21 protein-coding genes are annotated in these 19657 nt (G+C 60.9%); 8 read left to right on the top strand and 13 right to left on the bottom strand.

Annotation, left to right across the window (positions count from 1 at the left end; all coding sequences use genetic code 11):
* Positions 1 to 68: 68 nt before the first annotated feature.
* Together RY831_RS00510 and RY831_RS33155 are read right to left on the bottom strand one after the other, a co-directional pair.
* Positions 69 to 245, bottom strand: coding sequence for a zf-HC2 domain-containing protein (locus tag RY831_RS00510; protein WP_326504804.1), 177 nt, complete (start codon positions 243 to 245; stop codon positions 69 to 71).
* Positions 242 to 421, bottom strand: a complete 180-nt coding sequence (locus RY831_RS33155) for a sigma factor-like helix-turn-helix DNA-binding protein (protein ID WP_367576074.1) — start codon at positions 419 to 421, stop codon at positions 242 to 244. Before RY831_RS33155 ends, RY831_RS00510 begins: the two co-directional genes overlap by 4 nt.
* A gap of 167 nt (positions 422 to 588) precedes the next feature.
* Between RY831_RS33155 and RY831_RS00520 the strand changes: the two genes are divergently transcribed.
* A complete protein-coding gene (locus tag RY831_RS00520) occupies positions 589 to 1014 on the top strand; it encodes a hypothetical protein (protein WP_326504378.1) in 426 nt (141 codons plus the stop codon).
* 93 nt (positions 1015 to 1107) lie between these two features.
* Complete coding sequence (locus tag RY831_RS00525; RefSeq protein ID WP_326504379.1) at positions 1108 to 1494, top strand: hypothetical protein; 387 nt, start codon at positions 1108 to 1110, stop codon at positions 1492 to 1494.
* 80 nt (positions 1495 to 1574) lie between these two features.
* Here RY831_RS00525 and RY831_RS00530 read toward each other — a convergent pair whose 3' ends face one another.
* Positions 1575 to 2120: a peroxiredoxin-like family protein gene (locus tag RY831_RS00530; protein ID WP_326504380.1), complete on the bottom strand. Its 546-nt coding sequence runs from the start codon at positions 2118 to 2120 to the stop codon at positions 1575 to 1577.
* A gap of 89 nt (positions 2121 to 2209) precedes the next feature.
* Here RY831_RS00530 and RY831_RS00535 point away from each other — a divergent pair, with 89 nt between their 5' ends.
* The gene (locus tag RY831_RS00535; protein WP_326504381.1) at positions 2210 to 3037 is read left to right on the top strand and encodes an AraC family transcriptional regulator; all 828 of its coding nucleotides are present in this window, start codon (positions 2210 to 2212) and stop codon (positions 3035 to 3037) included.
* Positions 3038 to 3137: 100 nt separating this feature from the next.
* Here the strand turns inward: RY831_RS00535 and RY831_RS00540 are convergent, their stop codons facing one another.
* Positions 3138 to 3719, bottom strand: coding sequence for a putative glycolipid-binding domain-containing protein (locus tag RY831_RS00540; protein ID WP_326504382.1), 582 nt, complete (start codon positions 3717 to 3719; stop codon positions 3138 to 3140).
* Positions 3720 to 4350: 631 nt separating this feature from the next.
* Between RY831_RS00540 and RY831_RS00545 the strand changes: the two genes are divergently transcribed.
* From RY831_RS00545 to RY831_RS00555, 3 genes are all read left to right on the top strand, one after another.
* Positions 4351 to 5610 (top strand): NAD(P)/FAD-dependent oxidoreductase, encoded by a 1260-nt coding sequence (locus RY831_RS00545; protein WP_326504383.1) that lies wholly within the window; start codon positions 4351 to 4353, stop codon positions 5608 to 5610.
* Between the two features lie 63 nt (positions 5611 to 5673).
* Entirely contained in the window at positions 5674 to 6516 is an 843-nt protein-coding gene (locus RY831_RS00550) for an isocitrate lyase/PEP mutase family protein (protein WP_326504805.1), read from the top strand.
* Between the two features lie 408 nt (positions 6517 to 6924).
* Positions 6925 to 7341: a nuclear transport factor 2 family protein gene (locus RY831_RS00555; protein WP_326504384.1), complete on the top strand. Its 417-nt coding sequence runs from the start codon at positions 6925 to 6927 to the stop codon at positions 7339 to 7341.
* A gap of 22 nt (positions 7342 to 7363) precedes the next feature.
* Here the strand turns inward: RY831_RS00555 and RY831_RS00560 are convergent, their stop codons facing one another.
* Positions 7364 to 8812: an FAD-binding oxidoreductase gene (locus RY831_RS00560; RefSeq protein WP_326504385.1), complete on the bottom strand. Its 1449-nt coding sequence runs from the start codon at positions 8810 to 8812 to the stop codon at positions 7364 to 7366.
* Positions 8813 to 9218: 406 nt separating this feature from the next.
* On the opposite strand from RY831_RS00560, the gene RY831_RS00565 reads away from it, so the two are divergent.
* Positions 9219 to 9716, top strand: a complete 498-nt coding sequence (locus tag RY831_RS00565) for a C40 family peptidase (protein WP_326504386.1) — start codon at positions 9219 to 9221, stop codon at positions 9714 to 9716.
* A gap of 44 nt (positions 9717 to 9760) precedes the next feature.
* Here the strand turns inward: RY831_RS00565 and RY831_RS00570 are convergent, their stop codons facing one another.
* The 8 genes from RY831_RS00570 to RY831_RS00605 all read right to left on the bottom strand — a co-directional run bounded on the left by RY831_RS00570 (position 9761) and on the right by RY831_RS00605 (position 17812).
* Positions 9761 to 11212, bottom strand: a complete 1452-nt coding sequence (locus tag RY831_RS00570) for an aldehyde dehydrogenase (protein ID WP_326504387.1) — start codon at positions 11210 to 11212, stop codon at positions 9761 to 9763.
* A 71-nt stretch (positions 11213 to 11283) separates the two neighbouring features.
* Positions 11284 to 11994: an ABC transporter ATP-binding protein gene (locus RY831_RS00575; protein ID WP_326504388.1), complete on the bottom strand. Its 711-nt coding sequence runs from the start codon at positions 11992 to 11994 to the stop codon at positions 11284 to 11286.
* Between the two features lie 8 nt (positions 11995 to 12002).
* A complete protein-coding gene (locus tag RY831_RS00580) occupies positions 12003 to 12764 on the bottom strand; it encodes an ABC transporter ATP-binding protein (RefSeq protein ID WP_326504389.1) in 762 nt (253 codons plus the stop codon).
* Positions 12761 to 13690 (bottom strand): branched-chain amino acid ABC transporter permease, encoded by a 930-nt coding sequence (locus RY831_RS00585; protein ID WP_326504390.1) that lies wholly within the window; start codon positions 13688 to 13690, stop codon positions 12761 to 12763. Before RY831_RS00585 ends, RY831_RS00580 begins: the two co-directional genes overlap by 4 nt.
* Positions 13691 to 13698: 8 nt before the next feature.
* Positions 13699 to 14574, bottom strand: coding sequence for a branched-chain amino acid ABC transporter permease (locus tag RY831_RS00590; protein WP_326504391.1), 876 nt, complete (start codon positions 14572 to 14574; stop codon positions 13699 to 13701).
* A 34-nt stretch (positions 14575 to 14608) separates the two neighbouring features.
* Positions 14609 to 15805 (bottom strand): amino acid ABC transporter substrate-binding protein, encoded by a 1197-nt coding sequence (locus RY831_RS00595; RefSeq protein WP_326504392.1) that lies wholly within the window; start codon positions 15803 to 15805, stop codon positions 14609 to 14611.
* A 183-nt stretch (positions 15806 to 15988) separates the two neighbouring features.
* The gene (locus tag RY831_RS00600) at positions 15989 to 16705 is read right to left on the bottom strand and encodes a GntR family transcriptional regulator (protein ID WP_326504393.1); all 717 of its coding nucleotides are present in this window, start codon (positions 16703 to 16705) and stop codon (positions 15989 to 15991) included.
* A gap of 180 nt (positions 16706 to 16885) precedes the next feature.
* On the bottom strand, positions 16886 to 17812 hold the full coding sequence (locus RY831_RS00605; RefSeq protein ID WP_326504394.1) for a LysR family transcriptional regulator: 927 nt from the start codon (positions 17810 to 17812) through the stop codon (positions 16886 to 16888).
* A 180-nt stretch (positions 17813 to 17992) separates the two neighbouring features.
* Between RY831_RS00605 and mdlC the strand changes: the two genes are divergently transcribed.
* Positions 17993 to 19603: a benzoylformate decarboxylase gene (mdlC, locus tag RY831_RS00610; RefSeq protein ID WP_326504395.1), complete on the top strand. Its 1611-nt coding sequence runs from the start codon at positions 17993 to 17995 to the stop codon at positions 19601 to 19603.
* The last annotated feature ends 54 nt before the right edge of the window (positions 19604 to 19657 follow it).

The raw sequence follows: 19657 nt of genomic DNA on the forward strand, positions 1-19657 counted from the left end.
ATGGTTGTTTTTGCAATACTTCCGACGTCACAACGCAGGATGCAGATTTCCTGCAAATCTCCTGCAAATCAGGACTTTCCGCTGGCCTGCCCGCAGACGGCTCTCAGGAACATCATGTTTTTATTGAAGTTGGTGCAGCCCGAACACATCATGAGATGGAATTGCAGCGCCATGCGTTCAGTTCCCCCCAGCGGACGGTCGAGCTGCTGCGACATCAAAGTGGTTGCCTTCCTGCACGACATCATGTCGGATCTTCCTCTCCAGACCAGCGTTGTTGAAGGTAAAGCCTCAGAATCATCCTTGCCCGGTGCAATATCACCCAACAGTTAGACGCAGTGGTGCCGATTTCCTTACAAATTTCCGCGACTTCAATGCCCAGAAACTCCCGCATCGCGAAAACCCGCGCTGTCGCTGCTGGCATGCGATTGATGCAAACCTCAAACACGTCCCAGAATTGCTGATTTTCGGCGGAAAGTTCCGGATTGCCCAGTCGGACGGCAACTCTTCCCTGCGCCAACGTGCGAAATCGACGATGCGTGCTGTCGGCACTGTCATTAAAACCGGGCCAATGATTTTTGGTACCATCGCATGATGCATAACGATGTCAAACGCGTTCTTGTTTATCTACTGCTGCTGCTGATGCCTTTGCAGGCTCCGGCAGCCGTGGCCGTTCTGGCTTGTTATGCTGAAATGAATCAGGCAGCGGTGGTCGAGCATGACATGGAAGACTGCCACAGTGCATTCATGATACAAGACTTGAAGTCGGATGCCGGCACGCCGGATGCCGAACAGCATGCCGGCTCTTCGCCCCCTTCTTCCCCTTCCTCCTCTTCGTCCCCTTTTTCCTGCGGCATGAACAGCAGCTGCCTTGCGCTCGCATCGATCGCTCTGCTCCCGAGTGACAGGGTGCTGCCGATCGCCCGCGCGATACGACACATTGCCATGCATGACGAGTTCTACACTTCCTATATCCCGGAAGGCTTGCAGCGCCCGCCTCAGCTCACCTTAGCGTAATCAACTCCGAAAACACTTGCGGCCGCAACCGCCGCAATTAGAACGGCAGCTTAAGCTGGCTGCCTCTCAAGCCACCACGCTTGAGAGGCCCTCTTGAGCAGCAACGATGATTCACGAGCTTACAGATACCAGGATTTCAGAATGAGATTACTTTCACTTCCTCCATTTATTCCCGCATTGCTTGCCGCCTCTGTTCTATCGGGCTGTGCAGGTGCGCTATCTAATCCGGACATGCGGCACACGCCAGTGGCAGCCGGCACTTCTTCCCAGCATAAAAACATGCCTGGCGGCGGCTGCGCTTGTTGCGGCATGCATAAAGGGGGGATGTCGCATGCCATGAAGCAAGGCGAGTCTTCGCCGCAGCACGGTGCGATGTGCAGTCCGGGCAAGGACGGCAATGGAAAGTCCGGATGCGGCTGCTGCGACATGAGCAAGATGAATGCGGGCGGATGCAGTTGCTGCGGAATGGGCAAGCAGTAGTTCCGCATCCCGCATATCCCTGATTAAGCAATATAGGGCAGGAAGCACTCGGCAAGCATGACCGAGTGCTTCCACATCGATCAAACCGCCCCGGTGTACTCCCCTCTCGCCGGATAGTCGTGGGCGACTGCGAAGTCGATTGCGCCAACGAGATCGGTGAAGTTCGGGCGTGCGAACGGCATTGTCTGCACGGCGCCGTAATAAAGCGTTCCATCCGGCCTGACAAGGAATACGCCAGGCTCCGAAAACCGCGCCGGTTCCTCGATCCCAATGGAGGTTTTGCCGCGGCTTTCCGATACGTACAACCCCCACTCACGCGCCGTTTGCAACGGCAGTCCAAAGCCGATACGTAATCCTGTGGCACGCACCTTATCCGCCATTGCGGACGCCCGGTCCCCGGCATCCGAAGAGATGGCAATCACCGCAACGCCGCGCTCCTCGAATTCAGGCAGAAGTCTCTCAAGCTCCGCCAGGTATTTGGCGCAAATCGGGCAATGCAGGCCACGATAGAAAGCCGCCATCGTAAATCGCGCGGCTGGTTGTGCTGGTTGGGCGGCAAGGTCAAAGTGACCGTGAGCGACTGTTTCGACCGACAGTGAAGGTACTGCCTGACGCGGAATGAGCATGACGATTTCCTTTTGGGTGAGAGAGACATTCCCATTTTCCCGTACGGTCGATGCTAATATATTCAAAATCGTTAGCTTATCGTTCAGAAATGATTCACCCCCCTCGTCTTGACCGATTGTCCGCGCTTCTTGAAGGATTGGCTCCTCGATTTTTCGTCAGGCATGCTGGCCTTTTGTCCGAGGTGGAATCCCATGCAGCAGCGGAAATGGATTTTCTTCGATTGCATCTCATCACAAGCGGTACGGTGCGCCTGAGCTTGGCGGGAGAAAGGGAACAATGCTTGTCAGCACCTGCCGTTGCCGTGATACGCGGCGATGTGGCGTGCGCCCTAAGCATGAGCGATAGCGAAGCGGACGCTCCGGTCGTCATGTGTGTCGAGGCCCGTTTTGCCGGCCCGGTATCCACGATTCTGTTGGAAGCCTTTGCCCAGCCTCTTATGCTATCGCTTGATACATCGGATTCGGAAATGGATCTGGTGATACGTCTTATCGCATCGGAATTATCCCAGCCACGGTGTGGTCAGCCGGCATTATTGGCAAGAGCGGGCGACATCATGTTCATAGGGTTGTTGCGTCATCTGATCGCACAGCCCCGGACTCCATTCGGAATCCTGAATGGACTATCCGATATGCGGATTGCTCGGGCACTGGTCGCCATCCACACTGCGCCGCAACTTCCCTGGACCCTGGAAACGCTGGCACTGGAAGCTGGCATGTCGCGCACGGCATTCGCCGTACTTTTTCGTGACACGATGAATCGCCCGCCAGGTGCATATCTGGCGCAGGTGCGATTGTCGATCGCCCGCAAGGCGGTCATGAATGGATGCAGATTGAAGCAGGCGGCCAAAGAGGCTGGCTATGCAAGCACGACCGCACTCTCCCGGGCGTTGGCCCGCCAATCGTTTAGCGTTGGCTGATACACCGTACTATGCCGCTCACGTTCGGCATGATTGGCGACCGATCCCGAGCGAAGCTCGTTGGAGATGGCTGTTCAATGGAAGCGTTAGGCATCCTGGCCTACACCACCTTTACACGCTGGAATAAACCAGGGTAGTCCAGCACGATACTATCTTCATCCACTGGCAGCTCTGCTTGGAAGCTGCTCCCATCCAGGCTTTCGAAGAGGTACATACTTTCGGAAAGGCGCGTGTAGCGCTGAGGCTGGGGCCGCACTGTCAAGTCCAGGCCGTCGACCCACGCCATGCGAAATTCCTGCCGTTCTCCGATTGCAAGCAGCCGCCGGCGAATTGGAAAGCTGTTGGTGAAAGGGGTCGGCCATATGTCAATGTCGCGGCAGCCATCCAACTCGGCAAGCCTCCGGCCGGCACCGTCCTCCCATCGCCCCTTACCATCCGTGCGTAGCGCGATCGAGTCAAAAGACCGTTCCGTTACCAGGGACAGTTCGGCACTGTGGAGCTGCCAGCCCGTATCCCAGCTGAGACGATAAACAAGGCGAAATGGGCCTCGCTCTTCATCTATGCCCAAAACTACGCTGTCAGCATTTGTTTCCGTCAGTAGCAAATGCTCCAGCCCGATGCCTTCATGCGCCTTTTTCCAGGTGGGAGTCCAACAGATAGTTTTTCCGAGGCTTTTGTCCATCGCTGTGACTCCTGTAACCCGTGCCCAGCCAGATTTATATGACACCATGTGGCAGACAAAGTGGGAACTTCGCTAGCCAACCCAACGATGCCGTCCCGTCGAATTCAAAGTTACCCTAAGTTTTCAGTAATTAATTTATTGGTCGGTTAATCAGGACAAAGTTTACAGGGACAGCAAAACCACAATCGTCCGGGCAACATCGTTTAATTACGAAACGAAGCTATACGCATGGAAATACCTCATTCGCTTTTTCTCAATTTTCGTGAAACCGAATGGCTAGAGCGCTTTCGGTTTGACCGGCCTAGGCGAGGCCGAGGTGGTTTGCCTGCGAAACAAGGCGTGGTGACGCGACGACGGGCTCGGCGCCCCCGGGCCATGGCAAGGAGGACGCGGCGTTCCCACACAACGCAGGGTCGCTGGCAAAGCAGCCGGGATCGTCAGGCAGGTCGAACCGAAAGCGCTCTAATGAGCATTCCCCCTAATGGGGTGAGTTAGAAATGTGTTGAAGGCAAATGTGGCGAAGTCGTGTCTAGTTATCCATAAGAAGTTTCGTTTTCCAGGTTTTGCAACCCGGTTTGCATGTCAATATTTGGTGTTGTATTGAAATCGGACTGAGGTTAGTGTAATTGCCATGACTGAACAATATTTCCAATCCCCTTCCACGCGCCCCAGGATCGCCGTCATCGGCGCGGGGATCATCGGCACCTGCATTGCCCTGGAACTTCAGAAGCGCGGCATGGCCGTTTCACTGATCGACAAAGATGACCCCGGAAAAGGCTGCAGCTACGGCAACTCCGGTGCCATCAGCGTGAGCTCCATCGTTCCCCTTGCCACGCCTGGTGTGATGGCATCGCTGCCAAAAATGCTCATGGACAGGGAAAGTCCGCTGCGCCTGCCGATGGGATATTTGCCCAGAGCCGCTACCTGGCTGGCACGCTTTGTCTTGTCCGCATCGCCGGAACGAGTCAATCAGTCGGTTTCCAGTTTGGCAGCGCTGCACAACGACGCTATCGCAAAGCACGCCGCATTGACGCGCGAAGTGGGCGTGCCGGAGTTATTCATGCAGGCGGGGCATCTTCACCTGTATCCGGACGAGCAGTCAGCACAGGGCGATGCGCAAGCCTGGCAGATACGCGAGAGCCATGGCTTTCGTTTCGAAGTGCTCGACCGCCATGGCATTACAGCGCTCGAACCACGGATCGGCCCGCGCTATCAGGCTGGCATGTATCTGCCTGACCATGCGACCATCCGCAATCCGGCCAGATACGTCTCTGCGATTGCACAGGCTTTCGTTCGCCATGGCGGTCAGCTATTGCGCGACGAGGTCCTGGCGCTGACGCAGACGGAGTCAGGGTGGTCAGTCAAAGGCATGAATGCCCTGGTGACGGCTGACCACATTGTCGTCGCCGCCGGTGCCTGGTCGCGCAAGTTGCTTGATCCCTTGCGGGTTCGGCTTCCGCTTGAGAGCCAGCGCGGGTATCACGTGCAATTCGCCGGTGCGGAAAACCTCGTATCCCGCACGGTTGTGCTCGCTGACCGGAAGGTGTTCGTTACGCCAATGGAAGGCGGGCTTCGCGTCGGAGGCACGGTGGAGATCGCCGGGCTCAAACGTCCGCCGGATATGCGCCGCGCCGCTATTCTGGAACGGATTGCGCGCGAAACATTCACGGATCTCGGCACGATGCCCGCTTCCACATGGATGGGCCATCGACCATGCATGCCCGACTCGGTGCCAGTCATTGGTGAAGCGCCCGGGAATTCCGGCCTGTGGCTGGCCGTCGGACATGGCCACCTCGGCCTCACCGACTCGGTGAATACCGCTTCGCTGATCGCCGATCAGCTGGAATTACGATATCCAGCCAACAGGGCGTCGCAGAGCAATGCAGCTTGATTCGAATCTTCAGGCACCAACGAAATGGTTGGTTTCGTCAAAACATTAACAGAGAGCATGGTCATGTCAACACAAGCATCCGGTATTTTTTCCAAGCGGCAGAATTTTTGGAAACTGCATGAGTCCGGGTGTTTCGTGATTCCCAATCCTTGGGATATAGGCAGTGCCAGATATCTTCAGGGCCTGGGATTCAAAGCGCTTGCCACCACCAGTTCGGGCCTGGCCTGGACACGTGCCCACCCCGACAATAGTCTCGACCGTGAAACGGTTCTGACCCATTTGCGCGAGCTGGTCGACGCTACGGACGTGCCGATCAATGCAGACTTTGAAAGCGGATTTGCCGCCGAATCCGCACAGGTCGAAGAGAGCGTCAGGCTGGCAATCGAGACCGGCGTGGCCGGAATTTCCATTGAAGATTCGACCGGCATCTCAGACCAGCCGCTTTACTCCATCGAGGTGGCATGCGATCGGCTTCGAGCCGCGCGGCGCGCCATCGACAAGGCTGGCGGCGATGTCATGCTGATTGGCCGGGCCGAGTGCTTCTTCGCGGGTCGCCCCGATCTGGAAGAGACGATTGCAAGATTGAAAGCCTATTCGCAGGTGGGTGCGGATTGCCTTTATGCGCCCGGCATACGCACACGCCAAGAAATCGAAGCCGTGGTGGCTGCGGTGCATCCGAAACCCGTCAATCTGCTCGTCGGCTCGGCCAGCGATATGACGATTGCCGATATCGCCAAACTCGGTGTGAGGCGAGTCAGCGTCGGCGGAGGATTGGCGCGTGCGGCATGGGGCGGGTTGATGCGTGCCGCCAAGCTCCTGGCGGATGAGGGTCGTTTCGACGGTTTTGCCAATGCCGCCGCCGGATCTGAACTGAATGCATTGTTCAAGGACAGCCATAACACCTAGCGAACATCTGCCGATCGAAACGCTCGCGCATTCTATGCAACTCGAAAAGCTGGACTGAACAGAGGCATGCGCACTTCGCCTTTCACGCAAGGCAGCCCGGGCGACGCAATGCGATATATGCGCGACCGTTTCAATGTCCGGCCAACCCAAGATAGCCGGATGTTTCTATCCTGCCTATCGTCTGAAGATGAATCCAATGTTTGCAAAATTCCATTTTGGAAAAAAGACTGGCCTTCTGCTGGCGGGTTTCCGGCAACAGGTGGGAGCGAAAGCGTCGTTGAAGGCGGCGGCCCGCCCGGACTTCGCGCCCGCGCGCCCATCCCGCGAGGTCAGAACTTTAAGGCTCAAACCGAATCGGACAGCGACCGGTTTATGTCATATCTACCACATTCAAAATGAGGAATTGTCATGGACGTTCAACAAGCAAGACATCTTGCCGATCGATTTATTGAACAGCTGCATCGTCTTGAAGACGGCGACCCGCAGGTTGCCGAGCAGATCGCGGACATGTTTGCCGATGGCGCGCAATTAAGCAATCCCGTCCTGGAGCGAGAACACGGCATCCGCCAGGGGCGCGGCGAGATCGCCGAATTCTGGCGGCAGTATGCATCGGCGTTCGGCGAAATCCATTCCGAGTTCTACGACGTGACAACCAGCGATCATTCCGCCGGCCTGTTCTGGAAATCCACCGGCAAGAGTCCTTCCGGCGAAGCGCTTTCCTACGACGGCGTCAGCCTGCTTGCATTTGACGACGAAGGCAAGATTGCGCGTTTCCAGGGCTTTTACGACACACGCCAGCTTACCCTCAAGGAATCCTCCCACTGACTATCCTGGCGAACCCGGAGGCTTAGAGGTACTTTCTCCACAATTCGTTGGAGAATTTGCCGGCCGGATCGACGCGGGCCTTCAAGCGTGCAAGCTCTGCCGCTTCAGGATAGGCACGCCTGAATTGCTGCGACGTCGCATGAAGCTGGTACGGCAGGTAATACCGGCCTTCGTAAATCAACGCCAAGTCGATCAGTTCGCGTGTCCAGCGTCCGACATCGGCGCGCGCTTTCGCATGCGTGCGCTGCTTGTGATACAGGACGAAGCAGAACACCTCCTCCTTGGCCCAGGGCAGCATGCCGACGGCATCCGCCGGCGAGTGCCTGATCGAGACATTCAGTGCATCCACGTCGCGCTGCCGCAGGATGGTTTGCATGCCGCGAACGAACCCGGAAAAATGACGGACCGGGATGAAGTACTCCTGCAGGGCATACGTGCTCATCAGCCTCGTACGAGGCTCAAGTTCGGCGGTATCGCGGCTGGCTTCATGATTGAGCCATTTCACAACGGGTTTGCCCAGTTCGTTCGGACGGATGAGCTTCGATTGCAGCCAATCCCCGCCGGGCATTTCCGTCGCTGCCCAAATCGCGTTCTGCACTGCGGTGTAAGACCCGTCTCTCGGTATGAGCTTTTGCCTCTCCGTGAGCGGTTTGCCCGATTCTCTCCACGTCACGGAAACGGGAGCATCAAATTCCGGCGGAAGCAGGTCGGCATTATGCAGGACGTTCTCGCGGTCCGGCTCGATCAGGGTTTTGAAGAATGCGGGATAGTCTTCCAGCGGCACGGCCTGTACGATGCGCTCGATCTTCACATTGCGGCCGAGTTCCAGTTCGATCTCGGTGATGATCCCGACAGCGCCATATCCTCCGACGGCGGCCGAAAACAGGGCGCGGTTCCGATCCGGGCCAGCCTCGACGATGCTGCCGTCGGCCAGGACCATCTGCAGCGCCCTGACCGAATTGCCGACCGGGCCGTTTCCGACATAACGCCCGTGCGCATTGACCGACACCGAGCCGCCAATCGTGAAGTTGGCGTAGCTCTGCATGGTCTTCACCGACAGGCCATGGCCATCGATGATGTCCTGCAGGTCGCGCCAGCGCATGCCGGCCTGCACCCTGACCGTCTTCGCTTGCGGGCGGAACCAGACAAGGCGGTTCATGCTCCGCATGTCAATCTGCAGCCCGCCCTCCACCGCCGTCTGTCCGCCCATGCTGTAGCGGCCGCCGCCCACCGCTATCCTTCCCGGCCATTGGCGTACCAGTTCCGCGACTTCGGCTGTGAATGACGGGCGCTCGATCTTCGCGACACTGACGGAATACAGGCCGGTGATGTTCGGCACCAGCAGGTCCGCAGCGCAGACAGGAGCGGCCATTGCAAGCGACACCATACCTATCGTGCCGAGGGCCTGCGTTAAAAAGAGACGCCTTGATGGAAGCGCAGGCGCTGCGCATTTGAATGTGGAATGGGTCATCGTGTTCTCCGGCTTGACTGCAGCCAGTGTAGAAAAACACATGCCGTCGAACCCACACTTATCCATGAAGTATCAATAAACGATTCCTGGCGTGGCGTCATGGCAGGCGACTGGCCGATTACCCTTATACCAATCCCAAGCCATTCCATGACATGAATTCGCGTCTTTTTCCGCCTGGCCGCGTTGCACTCGTCATCCATAGCCCCGCTATGGATTCCTCCCGCACCTCGCCAGACGAAAAAATCCATCAATTTCATCTGTCATGTCATGACTTGGTATTGGTATTACTGCAGCATGCATCCGGATCTGACGAAAGCGCCACAAGTCTAGCCGGCCGGCTTCGGCAGTTCACTTGTTGCAGGTATAGTGACATCCTATGCAATCGCACAAAATCAAGTGAACCCGCATGAAGCGAAACCTTCTCATCGCCTTTCTCCTTGCCGGCCTCGTCGGCTGCGGCAGTGCTCCTCATGCCCCGCAAGGCAGAATCACTGCCGACATGTTTCAGAACGAACCCGAGTCGTCACCGGCGGCGCGCGAAATCGCCATGTATGCGCTGATGCTGCTGAAGACCGGATACAGGTTCGGCGGGAAGAATCCGGATGCGGGGCTGGATTGCTCGGGAATGGTGACCTACGTGTACCGGCAAGCGGCCGGCATGCCGCTGTCGGGAAACGCGGCGTCGCTCGCGCGCGAAGGAAGGGAGGCGGCGATCAGCCAGCTCAGGGCCGGCGACCTGGTGTTCTTCAATACCCTTGGCCAGCCGTTTTCGCATGTCGGCATCTACCTCGGCAAGGGTGAGTTCATTCATGCGCCGAACTCTCGAGGCAAGGTCCGCGTGGACAAGCTGACCAGCCGGTACTGGGCCGACCGTTTCGAAATGGCCAGGACCTTGCTGAACTAGAGCGGTTTCAACCTGTCCGGCTTAGGCGAAACCGCTCTAGCGGATCAGAACGGGTAATGCCGCGGCGCGGTCTGCACCGTCATCCAGCGCAGCTCGGTGAACTCGGCGATGCCGGCCTTGCCGCCGAAGCGGCCCATGCCGCTGCCCTTGACGCCGCCGAACGGCATCTGCGCCTCGTCATGCACGGTCGGGCCGTTGATGTGGCAGATGCCGGACTCGATGCGCTTGGCGACATTCATCGCGCGCGCGATATCGTTGCCGAACACCGCCGACGACAGTCCGAATTCATTGTCGTTGGCGCAGGTCACCGCCTCGTCAACGCCGTCGACGCGCACGATGCCCTTGACCGGCCCGAAGGATTCCTCGTGGTAGATTTTCATGTCGCGCGTCACGTGGTCAATCAGCGTGGCCGGCATCAGCGTGGAATCGGCTTTTCCGCCGCACAGCAGCTTCGCGCCTTTTGCCAGCGCATCGTCGATGAGTTCGTTGCAGCGATGCACGGTGCTCATGTCGACCACCGAACCCAGCACCACCGGACCCTTGCGCGGATCGCCCAGCGGCAGCTGGCCGGCCTTGGCCGCCAGTCGCTCGGCGAAGGCATCGGCGATTTTGCTGTCGACGATGATGCGCTCGGTGGACATGCAGATCTGGCCGGAGTTGGCGAATGAGCCGAAGGCCGCGGCATTGACCGCGGCGTCGATATCGGCGTCGTCCAACACGACGAACGGCGCCTTGCCGCCGAGCTCCAGCACGGCCGGCTTCAGGTACTTCGCGCAGTAGGCGGCAATGATCTTGCCCACGCGGGTGGAACCGGTGAAGTTAACGCGTCGCACCGCCGGATGGCCGATCATCGCTTCCACCACCGCCGGCGCGTCCTGCGGCGCATTGGTGACGAAATTGACCACGCCGGGCGGCAGGCCGGCTTCCTGCATGGCTTCGATGATGAGCCCGTGGGTGGCGGGGCAAAGCTCGGAACCCTTCAGCACCACGGTATTGCCGCAGGCAAGCGGCATGGCGATGGCGCGCACGCCGAGGATGACCGGCGCATTCCAGGGCGCCATGCCCAGCACCACGCCGGCCGGCTGGCGCACACCCATGGCGAGGCTGCCCGGCACGTCGGACGGAATGATTTCGCCGCTAATCTGGGTCGTCATCGATGCGGCTTCCAGCAGCATGCCGGCCGCCAGGTGCACGTTGAAGCCCGACCACATGGCCGAGCCGCCGGTCTCGGCGGCGACCGCGGCGGCGAAGGCCTCGCCCTTGGCTTCGAGCGCATGGGCGGCTTTCATCAGCAGCGCGCGGCGCTCGCCCGGTCCCATCGCGGCCCAGGCTGGAAAGGCCTTGGCCGCCGCATCGACCGCGGCGATCGCATCCTCGGCGCCGGCGGCCGGCGCGGTGGTGGCGACGCTGCCGTCGAGAGGATTGCGCCGTTCGAATTGCGCGCCGCTGCGGGCCTGTACGCGTTCGCCGTTGATCAGCATGGAGATAGTGCTCATTTTCGGTTCCCAATCATGTTGAATGTGAGTGATATGCCGCCGGCGCTGCATGGCCGGCAGCCCTTGCTTCTCTACAGCCCCAGATACGACTTCCTGATCCGTTCGCCCTGCAGCAATTCCTGCCCCGAGCCTTCCGCTACCACCTGCCCCTGCTCCAGGATGTAGGCGTGATCGCAGACCGACAGCGCCTGGCGGACGTTCTGCTCGACCAGCAGCACGCCGGTGCCCTGGTCGCAGATCTGCCGCAGGATGCGGAACAGTTCGGCCACCATCTTCGGCGCCAGGCCGAGCGAAGGCTCGTCGAGCAGCATGCACCTCGGCTTGCCCATCATGGCCCGGCCCACCGCCACCATCTGCTGCTCGCCGCCGCTCATGGTGCCGGCCAGCTGCCCGCGCCGTTCCGCAAGGCGAGGAAACAGCGCCAGGACTTCGTCCATCAGCCGCCGGCGCTCGGAAGCCGGCAGCAGGTAGCCGCCGAGTTCGAGGTTCTCTTCCACCGTCATCTGGGTGAACAGGTGGCGGCCCTCCGGCACCAGCACCAGGCCGTTGGAAACGCGCTTCGATACGTTGAAGGATTCGACCGCGTTGCCGGCGAGCGCAACTCCGCCCTGGCCCAGCGGCAGGATGCCCGACAGAGCCCGCATCAGTGTGGTCTTGCCGGCGCCGTTGGGACCGACGATCACCGTCAGCTGGCCCTGCAGCACGCGGACATTGATATTGCGGATGATTTCCAGCGGGCCGTAGCCGGCCGACAGTCGCGTTGCTTCAAGCAGTATGTTCATGGATGCGCTCATTGGCTCACCTCATCGACCTTATCGGCCTTATCGGCATCATCGACCTCGTCACCGAGATAGGCGCTGATGACCTTCGGATCGGCTGCGATCTGCGCCGGCGTGCCGTCGGCCAGCAGCTGTCCGAAGTTGAGGACCGCGACGCGGTCGACCGTCTTCATCAGCGTGCGCACCGCATGCTCGATCCAGACCACGGTCAGGCCATAGGTGTCGCGCAGGCGGCGGATCAGCCGCGCGACGTCTTCGACTTCGCCCTCGGTAAGGCCGGCCGCCACTTCGTCGAGCAGCAGCAGGCGCGGTGCGGTGGCGAGCGCCATCGCGATTTCAAGCTGGCGCTGGCGGGCCGGAGGCAGCTCGCCGGCCGTCTCGCCGCGCAAGCCGCTCAGATGAGTTTCCTCGATCACCTTGTCGACCAGCGCCGCATCGCCGCCGCGGTTGCCGAACATGAAGGCAAAGCGCACGTTCTCCAGCACCGTCATGTCGCCGAAGATGCGCGGCGTCTGAAAGGTGCGCGCCACGCCGGCGCGGCAGAAGGCATCCGGACTGTTGCCCTGCATCTCCTGGCCTCGAATGCGCACCGTGCCTGAGGTCGGCACATGAACGCCGCTGATGGCATGGAAGAAGGTGGTCTTGCCGGCGCCGTTGGGACCGATGACGCCGACGAACTCGCCGGTGGCGACCTCCATCGTTACGTCCGACAGTGCCTTGAGTCCGCCGAACTGCATGCCCAGGCCCCGCACCGAAAGCATGGATGTGCTCATGCCGCCTCCTTGTGTCCGGCAACCAGGCCGCCGTGATTCCTGTTGAAAATTTTCTTCCACCGGATGCTGGCGAGTCCGCCGGGGATGAACAGCACGCACACGATCAGCAGCACGCCGAGAATGATCAGGTAGGCATGCGGGAAGTTCAGCCGCAGCGCATCCGATAGCAGGCTCAGGCCGATGGCGGCGATCACCGGGCCGCGCCAGGTGGTGGCGCCGCCGATCATGGCGATCAGCACCGTCTGGAAACCGATCAGAGGACTGAACGCGGAATGCGGATCGATGTAGGTCCAGCGTACCGCCATGGCGGCGCCTACGGCGCCGGCGAACCATGCGCTGAGGGCGAAGCCGGCCAGCTTGGTGGCGCGGGTGTTTACGCCGAAGGTGGCGGCGCGCTGCTCGTCGGCGCCGATGCCGCGCATCGCCATGCCCAGTCGCGATGCCGACACCAGCTTGTAGGTGACGATGGACAGCAGCGCCAATACCAGCATGGTCCAGTACAGGGTTTCGTTGGACGGCACTTCGGTCAGGACGCGGCCGACCGTGCCGAACACGCTTTTCTCGGTATAGGTGATGGAATGGCGCACCAGTTCCCCCAGGCCGAAGGTGAGCACCGCGAAATAGGTGCCTCGCAGATGCATCACGGCCGCGCCGACCAGCAGCGCGAACAGCGCCGATACCAGCCCGCCGCCGATGATCAGCAGCGGCCAAGGCAGGTGCTGCATCGCCATCGCGGTGGTATAGGTGCCGAGGCCGAACAGGGCCGAGGTCGCCAGAGAGAGATAGCGGGTGGTGCCGCTGAACATGGCCCAGCTCACCGCCAGCGCGGAATACATCATGCAGGTCATCGCCAGCGACAGCCAGAAGTCGGACAGGACCCACGGTCCGGCGGCCAGGAGGATGCCGGCCGCGGCCACAAGGCTCATGAAGGTTTTCATTTTGCGAACAGGCCTTTCGGTCGGGTCATCAGGATCAGCACGAAGATGCCGTAGCTCAGCAGCATCTTCAGCGAAGGATTGGTGAAATGCGTTCCGAAGCTTTCCACCAGGCCGAGCAGGATGGCGGCCGCGAAGCTGCCGCCGATGCTGCCCAGCCCGCCGAGCGTGATCACGATCAGCGCCATGACGGTATAGGTCTCGCCGATGTTGGGCGACACTTCGTAGATCATGCTCAGCAGCGAGCCGGCGAGTCCTGCCATGGCAATGCCAAGCGCGAACACGAAGGGATGCAGGCGCTGCGTGTCGATGCCGACCAGCCAGGCGCCGAGCGGCGACTGCAGCATGCCGCGCACCGCCTTGCCGAGCAGGGTACGCTGCAGCAGCAGGATCAATCCCACGCTCGCCGCCACCGCCAGGAACAGCACCAGCAGCCGGTTCTTGGTCACGACCACGCCGGCATACTTGAGCGGCTCGCTCATGAAGTCATAGCCGCGGATGTCGGCGCCCCAGATCAGGTTGGCGGCATTCTGCAGGATGAACATCAGGCCGAAGCCGATGATCAGGCTGCGCTCCTCGACCTGGTCGAGCGACTTGGAGGTCGCGGCCAGGCGACGGAACACCAGCCGGTGCAGCACCAGCCCGCCGCCGAAGCACAAGGCAACGACCACCGGCAGCCACAGCAGCGGGCTCGCTCCCGTGACCGTGTGAAGGGTGAAGGTGAGGAAAGCGCCGATCATCAGGAATTCGCCGTGGGCGATATTGAGGATGCGCATGAGGCCGTACTGCAGGTTCAGGCCGATGGCGATGACGGCATAAATGCCGCCGATCACCAGGCCGTTCACCGCAAGATCGGCAAACAGGGAAAGATCCATTTTTTAGTCTCGACGAGTGCTGTGGGTCGCGGCTTTACTTCCAGGCCGGCTTGGCCGTCACCAGCTTGGCGGTGGCGCGCGCCGGCGGCCACACAACTTCGAACTCGCCGTTCTGCCACTGACCGACCGTGCCCGGAATGCTGGTGTTCTCGCCGCGCTGGAAACGGATCTTGCCGAGGATGGTGTCGAACTCGTTGCCGGCGATGTGCTCGCGCAGCGCCTTGCGATCGAGGCCGACCTTTTCCACCGCCTGCTGCAGGATCTGCAGGCCGGCCCAGGCATGGCCGCTGGCCCAGCGGTCCGGTTCCTTCTTCATCTGCGCGACATGTGCATCGAAGTAGGCCTTGGCGCCGGGCGAGACCTTCGGATTCCAGGAACCCATGCCGAGCACGCCTTCCGCATCGGCCGCGATGCGCTGCTTGTAGAGCGGGAATGCGGTGCCCACCGAGGCATAGAAGAATTTGGGGTTGAATTCGATTTCGCGCGCCTGCGTCGAGGCGAGGATGGTATCGGGCGGATAGGTGATGCCGATGAAGGCGTCGGGATTGAGCGTCTTGATGCTCTTGAGCACCGGCGACAAGTCCTTCACGCCGAGCGGATAGCTTTTGCTTTCGACGATCTGTATGCCCTTGTCCTTGAGCGCGATGCGCAGCGAGGCCATGTTCTCGATGCCGAACAGGTCATCCATGTAGACCACCGCCGCGGTCTTGACGCCATTGGCGGCCAGCATGTCGGCCAGCGCACCCATCATCTTGTCCGGCTGCTGCAGCAGCGAGAAGAAGTAAGGCAGCTGCATGTCGATCAGCTTGCGCGACAGCGCGGTCGGCGCCAGGAATGGATACCCGTAGCGGTTAGCCAGCGGTGCGACCGCGAAATTCATCGCCGAGCCCCATGGCGGCAGGATCAGGTCGACCTTGTCGCTGCCCATGAGTTTTTCATAGGTGCGCACCGCGGTCTCGATTTCGCTGCGGTCATCGTAGGCGACGAGTTCGACCTTGCGCTTCTGGCCTTTGACCGACAGGCCGCCGGCGGCATTGACCTGCTCGGCCCAAAGCAGATAGTTCGGCTCCTGCGACACCTGTGCGCCCGGCGCGTAGGGACCGGTGCGCGACATGGTGTAGCCGATGCGGATCGGTTTATCGGCCTGGGCGAAGCTGAGGGCGGGAGCGGCGGCGGCCAGTGCGAGGGCCGCTGCGAGGGTTCTGCGTTTCAGATTGATGGGATGTTTCATTTTGTCTCTCTCCAATGTTGTAATGCTTGGTTGCCACACGAATCTTCTGTTCTGTTTTCGGTGCTGCCGTGCTGCCGATGATGACGTTGCTGCAGTGACTGCAATGTTCCAGACATGGCTCCGCCTTCCCCTGCCCTGCCGGCAAGGGTTGATCAGCGCAATATCGTTTCGGTCCGAAGCCTGTCAGGACACCAGGCGCAGGATGGAAATCGGGTTGTCTTCGCCGCTGTGCTCGGTTGCATGCTTGAGGTTCTGCAACGCGATCTGCCTGTGCTCCTCCGCCAGCGCTGCGGCGCGGGCACCCTGTCCGCGCCGAAGGGCATCGACCAGCATGTGGTGCTGGCGCTGGGCGAAACGCATCAGTTCATCGCTGTGCGCCTGCTTGGACTGGAACGGCAGCATGCCGCCTGCCGAGGCGAAAGGAATGCGGTCTATCGATGCGAGACACTGCCTGAGCACTTCGTTGCCGCAGGCATCGACGATCAATTGATGAAAGCGGTTGTTCATTTCTAAGTAGGCTGCCACGGCATTCAGTTCCATCTTTGCAGCCGACGTGATGCGGTCGCCTTCATCGAGGCAGGACTGCAATTCATCGCTGAGGCTGCGCGGCACGCCCTGTTCCGCCAGCAGGCGGGCGGCCATGCCTTCCAGGTTGGCATGCACCGCAATCGCCTGGGAAATCTCGCGTGCCGTGTATTTGCGCACGATGTAACCGCCGCCCTGCACGCGCTGCACCAGGCCTTCCTGCTCCAGCATCAGCAGCGCGGAGCGAACCGGCGTGCGGGAGGCCTGCAGCCTTTCCGACAGCGCCGCCTCCACCAGCCGCTCGCCGGCGGCGAAGGCACCCTTCATGATGAGATCGCGGAGTTCAACCAGCAAGCGGGCGGTCTGGGTATCCATGCGGTTTTCTTTAGCCAGATTTAATTTGTTGGAATGGCTATTAAAGTACACCGCAAATATTTTGATGTATACCGTCAACCCAGGTTTGTACGAAAAATCATGGTAGACGGCACGATTTTTCATGTAAAACCAGCCTCTTGGTATACCGAAGTGCGCCGCAGCATGGTTTTTGGTTTGGAATCAAGCACGCTTGCCGCCGCTTCCCGGCGTCATGGCGATCCTTCGCAATTCTTCCACCAGCTTTGCCGCCGGCGCGGGCAGCAAACCTTCGCGGCGGCGGAACGCGGTCAATGTGCGCTCGGCGCGGGCCCCTTCGATCGGCAATGCATCGAGCAGGCCAGCCCTGCGCTCGACCTCGTACATCGGCGCAGGCATCCAGCTGAGAAAGCCGGCATTGATCACAAGGCTTTTCAAGACCACGATGGAACGGGTCTCGACGACGATGTTGGGCAAGCCGAGGCCGTGCCTGGCGAACATGCGGCGCATGTCTTCATAGGGCGCGGTGCCGCGCGGGACGATCACCCAACGCTGCTCCAGCGTATCGGCGAGCGAAAGCTTCTCGCGTTGCCGGAGTTCATGGCTGGCCGCGGTCACCACGTAGCTTGCATCGGTCCAGCGGCAGTCTGCAATTGCGCAGATGTCGTCGCTGTCTTCCATCTGCGTGCCGAGCGCGATGTCGATTTCATGGGTCACCAGCGCGTCGGCGAGCCGGTCCCAGACGCCCTCGACCACTTCGATGCGCAGATTGGGCCAGCGGGTGAGGACTTCCTCGATCGCATGCGGCAGGATGGAACTGGCAATGCTGCCGATGGCGCCGACCCGGATGGTGCCCTTGCCCAAGCCGCGCATGGCCTGGATTTCTTCGGCGGCGTGCAGCGCTTCCTGCTGCAGCAAGGTGGCACGCGGAAGCAGCGCCTCGCCGAACGGCGTCAGCCGCATGCCCTTGGAGTTGCGTTCGAACAAGGGTGCGTCCAGCTCGTCTTCCAGCCGCTTGACAATGCGGCTGAGCGCAGGCTGGGTGATGTGCATGGCCTCGGCGGCCCGTCCCAGGCTGCCGTGGGTGGCAATGGCGAGGAATGCAGCGATCTGTCGGCCGTCTAAAGTCATACTGAAATGTAATGGCTTTGCTCGAAAAAAGCAATTTCGCGGCAATGGCGAGTTTGACATACTGGGCAGTGTGAGATTTAAAACCGCAGATGCAGAGCGTCTCCCTTCTTCCGCCTGCGGGAGAAAGGAGCACATGCCTTGAACTAATTGCCCAGTCCTTTCAATTCAAGATTACCCCTTATGTCCCAATCCGCCCCAGCCGCATCCCAACCGACCTTCACCGTACGCGACGCCGTCATCGACTTGCTGCGCCGTTTCGGCATGACCTCCATCTTCGGCAACCCCGGTTCGACCGAACTGCCGCTGTTCCGCAATTTCCCCGAGGATTTCCGCTATGTGCTCGGCCTGCAGGAATCGGTGGTGGTCGGCATGGCGGACGGCTTTGCGCAGGCCAGCCGCAATGCTTCCTTCGTCAACCTGCATTCGGCGGCCGGCGTCGGGCATGCAATGGGCAACATCTTCACCGCCCACAAGAACCGCACGCCGATGGTGATCACCGCCGGCCAGCAGGCCCGGGCCATCCTGCCCTATGACCCTTTCCTGTTCTCCGCGCAGGCGACGGAACTCCCCAAGCCCTATGTGAAATGGAGCTGCGAACCGGCGCGCGCCGAAGACGTGCCGCTGGCGATCGCCCGCGCCTATTACATCGCAATGCAGGAACCGCGCGGCCCGGTGCTGGTATCGATCCCGGCGGATGACTGGGATCGTCCCGCCGAACCCGTGCCGCAGCGAGTGGTTAGCGCCTGCACCCGTCCCGATCCGGCCGTGCTCGACGGCATCGGCCGCGCGCTCGATGGCAGCACCCGGCCGGCCTTCGTGGTCGGCGCGGCGGTCGATCGCGGCGAAGCATGGGACGACGTAGTGAGGCTGGCCGAGCGGCACAACGCGCGGGTCTTCACCGCGCCGATGTCGGGCCGCAGCGGCTTTCCGGAAGACCACCGGCTATTCGCCGGCTTCCTGCCGGCGATGCGTGAAAAAATTGTCGGCCTGCTGGCGCCGCATGATCTCATCCTGGTGATCGGTGCGCCGGCCTTTACCTATCATGTCGAAGGTTTCGGGCCGCACGTGCCGCCGGGGGCCGCCTTGTGCCAGCTGATCGAAGATCCGGCGATTGCCGCATGGTCGCCGGTCGGCACCGCCGCGGTCGGCAACATCCGCCTCGCCGTGCAGGACCTGCTGCAGCGCGACCCGCCGCCGGCACGCCCGACGCCGGCCTTGCGCGCCGCGCCGCGCCGCGCCGAACCTCCCGCGGCGGGCGGCCGCATGTCGGTGGCCTTCGCGCTGCAGACGCTTGCCGAATTGCGCGCGCCCGATTCCATCGTGGTGGAGGAAGCGCCGAGCTCGCGCCCGGTGATGCACAACTATCTGCCCATCCTGCGCAGCGAAACCTTCTATACGATGTGCAGCGGCGGGCTCGGCTATGGCTTGCCGGCGGCGGTCGGGGTGGCCATGGTCAAGCGCAACAGCAAGGTGATCGGGCTGATCGGCGACGGCTCCGCCATGTATTCGATCCAGGGCTTGTGGAGCGCGGCCCAGATGAAACTGCCGATCACCTTCATCATCCTCAAGAACCGCAGGTATGCGGCGCTGCAGGAATTTGCCGGCGTGTTCGGCTTTGGCCCGGATGAAAAGCTGGAAGGCACGGACCTGCCTGATATCGATTTCGTGTCTCTGGCCAGAGGCCAGGGCTGCGACGGCGTGCGGGTCGACAAGGCGGAAGACCTGCGCGGCGTGCTGGCAGAGGCGCTGCGCTCGCCGACGCCGGTGCTGGTGGAGATCGAAGTCGCCTGATTTGCCTGCATCATCCGAAACCACAAGCTGTTAATACAAAACACTAGGAGACAA

Origin of the sequence: Noviherbaspirillum album (genome assembly GCF_035916955.1) — a bacterium.
Classification (GTDB): domain Bacteria; phylum Pseudomonadota; class Gammaproteobacteria; order Burkholderiales; family Burkholderiaceae_D; genus Noviherbaspirillum; species Noviherbaspirillum album.